Below are 4782 nucleotides of genomic sequence, written 5' to 3'. Positions count from 1 at the left end.
TAAAAAATCACAAATTACCAAAACGGAATTGTTGGCTCAACCAGAAGCGTTTGATTTAAGGCCAAAACCCGTGTACACGCTTTAAATCTAAATCAATGGAAGTATTTTGGGTTTTTACACAGCCTCGACCAACAACAGCCATATGAAGCCCCTCTAAGAGTGGGCTATTGATATTGATCAAGACCCTGATCGTCAAAGCTAGCACAGTAGGCCTGACTAATATCAATTAATCCGTGTTTACAGTAAGTTGCTTTATCAATCTTTAGAAAGGCCTAATTAAATGCCCATAGCGCAAAGATTAAGTAAACGCGCTACCTCTTATTTTGTATTTACCTTCTTCATACTTTCAATCTCCAATATCACTTGGGCTGCTGACAATTCCAATTTTGTATTACCCCAGCCCTCATTGGATTCTCAGACTGTGCCCGTCTCGATAGATAAACCAATATCTTTTATTACTTACGATAAAACGGATTACAGTAAAGCTCAGGATCTTCCGAAAACACTCCGTGAGATTGCCAATCACCCCATCATTTATAAAGCAGCAAAACTCATGCCAAATGGGGACTTTGTGGTCCATATATCGAAAGATGGTCACTACTATATTCCTGGTGACGTGAATGGTTATCCCGTGCGCTTTATGGTTGACTCGGGGGCGGCTAGTACTGCCATACCCCCGAGATTTGCACTCAATGCTGGCATTGGTGTGGCGATTGCTAAATTAGTGAATACTGCCAATGGCTCAATCAACATTGGAGAATCTCCAGGCAACACAGTCACTATTGGTAATACTAGTATTGTTGATGCAGAGATCATGGTGATAGACAAATTAGAGGGCGCATTACTCGGCGCAGATGTCTTGAATATATTAAATACCACCTATTCAGAAGGGATCATGACAATTAAGGCGCTTGATAAAATTAAATCCAACACCCCATCTAAGAGGTTAGTTGTGCACCATTAGGAATGCTCAAATCGGTTGGAGCTCAATCGGGTGCTGTGGCTCGAGTTGATGCTAGAGGCGAGCTTATAGGTTAAATATCGCAATCAAGTGACTACTGAGTGATTAGCTTGTATAGGGCTACTCTTTCAGCAGAGAATTAAACATAGCCCATCTAATTTACCGGTGCATTTGTAAACTCAGCATTAGAAGGAATTTGGCGTCAAGGCTTTTGGAACATATTCATTCTGGAATACAGCCATACAGTATGCATCGCGATAAACGCCATCTGCAAAATATTCCTCACGTAAAAGGCCTTCCTCCTTAAATCCTAGCTTTCGATACACTTTGATAGCACGCTCATTTTTAAAATCCACTACAAGCGAAAGCTTGTGAAGATTTAATATTTTGAAAGCGTAGTCCATGCCCAATAAGACAGCTTTTGTAGCGAAACCCTTCCCTTGAAATTTAGGGCTAATAATGAGTTGAAAGTCAGCGCGACGATGTATATGGTTTATTTCGACTAACTCAACTAGACCTACCGATTCTTCGCCATGAACCACAACAAAACGACGTTCAGTTTGATCATGTATATGTTTTTCATATAAATCAGAGAGTTCTACAAAAGCTTCATAAGGCTCTTCAAACCAGTAGTGCATAACCGATTCATTATTATCGAGCTCATGAACAAAACGAAGATCTTCTCGTTCAAGCGGACGTAGTCTTAGGACATTTTTTTTGGTGATTTTTTCGCTCATGCTTAATATTAATACTGATTGATGACCGCCATTAAACTAAGTTTCTGCTAGCTTTCAATTTTTACGCTATTTTGTATATCTTCATTGCCTCTGCCACCAAGAAAGCTAAAAAGTACTTTCTTACCCTGTTGACCTTTTAACGACAGATTTGGGTCGAGAAGTGACTTATTGTCTGAATAGAACCTAAAGTCTTAGACCGGTCAAATTCGGACGGAGTACTAACTCTTAAGAAATTTGGATCTTTTTAAATAAAAAATAAGGGAGGCAAGGCCTCCCTTATTAATGCAAAGTTATTGCCGTATAGACTAAAACAGGTCTGCGTTCATGACCTTAGTCCAAGCGGCAACAAAGTCATTCACAAACTTCTCCTTGTTGTCATCTTGCGCATACACTTCTGCGTAGGCGCGCAGGATAGAGTTAGAGCCAAACACCAGATCAACTCGAGTAGCAGTCCATTTCGTGTCACCTGTATTGCGCTCAACAATGTCGTAGCTATTTCGACCGGTAGGTTTCCATTGATAACTCATATCAGTCAGATTGACGAAAAAGTCATTGCTTAGTGCGCCTTCTCTTTCTGTGAATACGCCGTGTTTCGTTCCACCATAGTTTGCGCCAATTACACGCATGCCTCCTACCAGCACAGTCATTTCTTGGGCGGTGAGTCCCATCAACTGCGTACGGTCTAGGAGCATTTCCTCTGGCATCACAACATAGTTTTCTTTTAACCAATTGCGATAGCCGTCTGCGAGTGGTTCAAGAACTTCAAATGACTCTACATCTGTCATTTCTTGGGCAGCATCTCCGCGGCCAGGAGTAAATGGCAACTTGACATCAAACCCTCCAGCCTTGGCAGCCTGTTCAATGCCGATATTGCCGCCAAGTACGATGGTGTCGGCAATGCTAATGCCGGATTCTGTGGCAATTTTTTCGTAGACCGATAGAACCCTTGCCAAACGCTCTGGTTCATTGCCTACCCAGTCTTTTTGAGGCGCCAAACGAATGCGCGCACCATTCGCACCGCCGCGCTTATCTGAGCCGCGATAAGTGCGAGCGCTATCCCAAGCGGTGGTCACTAGATCGCTGATAGATAGACCGCTGGCTTTGATCTTGGTTTTCACGGCCTCAATGCCATAGTCTTTTGAGCCCGCTGGCACTGGGTCTTGCCAGATTAAATCTTCCTGAGGTACATCTGGGCCGAAGTATCTCGCTTTTGGCCCCATGTCGCGATGGGTTAACTTAAACCAAGCCCTAGCAAACGTTTCGGAGAAATAGGCTTGATCCTTGTGGAACCTCTCTGAGATCTTGCGATACTCTGGATCCATCTTCATTGCCATGTCTGCATCAGTCATCATTGGCATGCAGCGAATGGAGGCATCTTCAACATCAACCGGCTTATCTTCTTCTTTAATATTGATGGGTTCATATTGCCAGGCACCTGCTGGGCTCTTAGTCAGTTTCCATTCGTAATTCAATAACAAATGGAAGTAACCGTTATCCCACTGGGTTGGATGTGTTGTCCAAGCGCCTTCAATGCCGCTGGTGACGGTGTCTCTGCCAATGCCGCGAGTCTTGTGATTCATCCAGCCAAGACCCTGCTCATCAATCGGAGCTCCCTCTGGCGCTGGCCCAAGATTGGCCGCATTACCGTTGCCGTGCGCTTTGCCAACGGTATGGCCGCCTGCAGTTAGGGCAACAGTCTCTTCGTCGTTCATGGCCATTCGAGCAAACGTTACTCGAATATCATGAGCCGTTTTTAATGGATCAGGATTACCATCTACGCCTTCTGGATTTACATAGATCAAGCCCATCATGACTGCTGCAAGAGGATTGGCTAAGTCTCGTTCGCCAGAATAGCGGCTGCCTTCACCACCACTTTTTTGGAGCCATTCTTTTTCAGAGCCCCAATAAATATCTTTTTCTGGATGCCAAATATCTTCACGGCCAAATGAAAAGCCAAATGTTTTTAAGCCCATAGACTCATAGGCAATCGTGCCAGCCAGGATCATCAGATCGGCCCAGCTGACTGTATTGCCGTATTTCTTTTTGATGGGCCATAAAAGGCGACGGGCTTTATCTAAGTTAGTGTTATCTGGCCAAGAATTCAATGGGGCAAAGCGTTGATTACCTGTACCGGCTCCACCGCGACCATCAGCAATACGGTAGCTACCTGCAGAGTGCCAGGCCATGCGAATCATCAGACCGCCGTAGTGCCCCCAATCTGCTGGCCACCATTCTTGGCTATTCAGCAGTAACTTTTTCATATCCTGCTTGAGCGCACTTATATCGAGCTTTTTTAATTCATCTCGGTAGTTAAAAGACGAGCCCATGGGGTTTGTCTTGGCGTCTTGCTGATGAAGAATATCGAGGTTAAGAGACTTTGGCCACCATGCCATAGGGGTGTTACTTGATTCGGTATTGGCGCCGTGAGCAACTGGGCACATTCCTTGTGATGTCATTTAGATCTCCTTGTAGGTAAATCATTTGTGGTTTTTAAACCTTGACTAGTTCAGACTAACTGATAAAGCAATTGTTTGTATATATTGGGCTGGCTTATCTATTCACCAGCCATGAATATAATAAGAATATTCATCATTTATCTCCTGTGATGGGTCCAAGCTTCGAATTTCTTAACAAATCCCTTTCGTATTGAAATTGAAGGAAATACAAGCCTTCTGCTATCCCAGCCAATCGATTTTGAATTGTCATCTTTAACTCCCTTGTGTTTTGTGTGGCGATGGGCTTATCTTGTTCCTTAGCAATTGATCTGTCTAATGAATTAATATGAACTTATTAATCGATTAAATCGATAACAAAATTCAAATCATTTTTTTCAGTCCATGCTAATCCAGATGGTTGAGAATGAAGATGATTGCTTGTTGGTGGTTAACGCTCAAGTCCCCCTTGAGTCGAGAGCAGTCTAGTTGAGTAAATTGACTCAGGAGTCTCAAATCGGCCGAGGCTGTGTAAAAACCCAAAATACTTCCATTGATTTAGATTTAAAGCGTGTACACGGGTTTTGGCCTTAAATCAAACGCTTCTGGTTGAGCCAACAATTCCGTTTTGGTAATTTGTGATTTTTTAGTA

General features: G+C 43.4%; 3 protein-coding genes. 1 reads left to right on the top strand and 2 read right to left on the bottom strand.

Annotation, left to right across the window (positions count from 1 at the left end):
- The first annotated feature begins 280 nt into the window (after positions 1-280).
- The gene (locus ICN36_RS11960) at positions 281-964 is read left to right on the top strand and encodes a TIGR02281 family clan AA aspartic protease (RefSeq protein WP_216228571.1); all 684 of its coding nucleotides are present in this window, start codon (positions 281-283) and stop codon (positions 962-964) included.
- A gap of 182 nt (positions 965-1146) precedes the next feature.
- On the opposite strand, the gene speG is transcribed toward ICN36_RS11960, so the two are convergent.
- Together speG and katG are read right to left on the bottom strand one after the other, a co-directional pair.
- A complete protein-coding gene (gene speG / locus ICN36_RS11955) occupies positions 1147-1698 on the bottom strand; it encodes a spermidine N1-acetyltransferase (RefSeq protein WP_216228570.1) in 552 nt (183 codons plus the stop codon).
- Between the two features lie 305 nt (positions 1699-2003).
- Positions 2004-4154: a catalase/peroxidase HPI gene (katG, locus tag ICN36_RS11950; protein ID WP_216228569.1), complete on the bottom strand. Its 2151-nt coding sequence runs from the start codon at positions 4152-4154 to the stop codon at positions 2004-2006.
- Positions 4155-4782: the final 628 nt, after the last annotated feature.

Origin of the sequence: Polynucleobacter sp. UK-Gri1-W3 (assembly GCF_018881595.1) — a bacterium.
GTDB lineage: Bacteria > Pseudomonadota > Gammaproteobacteria > Burkholderiales > Burkholderiaceae > Polynucleobacter.
The sequence above is the reverse complement of the archived record's forward strand: the minus strand, read 5'-3'. Positions and strand labels throughout refer to the sequence as shown.

Coding starts and splice junctions, on each gene's coding strand:
- ICN36_RS11960 (WP_216228571.1), top strand. CDS start 281: ATGCCCATAGCGCAAAGATTAAGTAAACGCGCTACCTCTTATTTTGTA.
- katG (WP_216228569.1), bottom strand. CDS start 4,154: ATGACATCACAAGGAATGTGCCCAGTTGCTCACGGCGCCAATACCGAA.
- speG (WP_216228570.1), bottom strand. CDS start 1,698: ATGAGCGAAAAAATCACCAAAAAAAATGTCCTAAGACTACGTCCGCTT.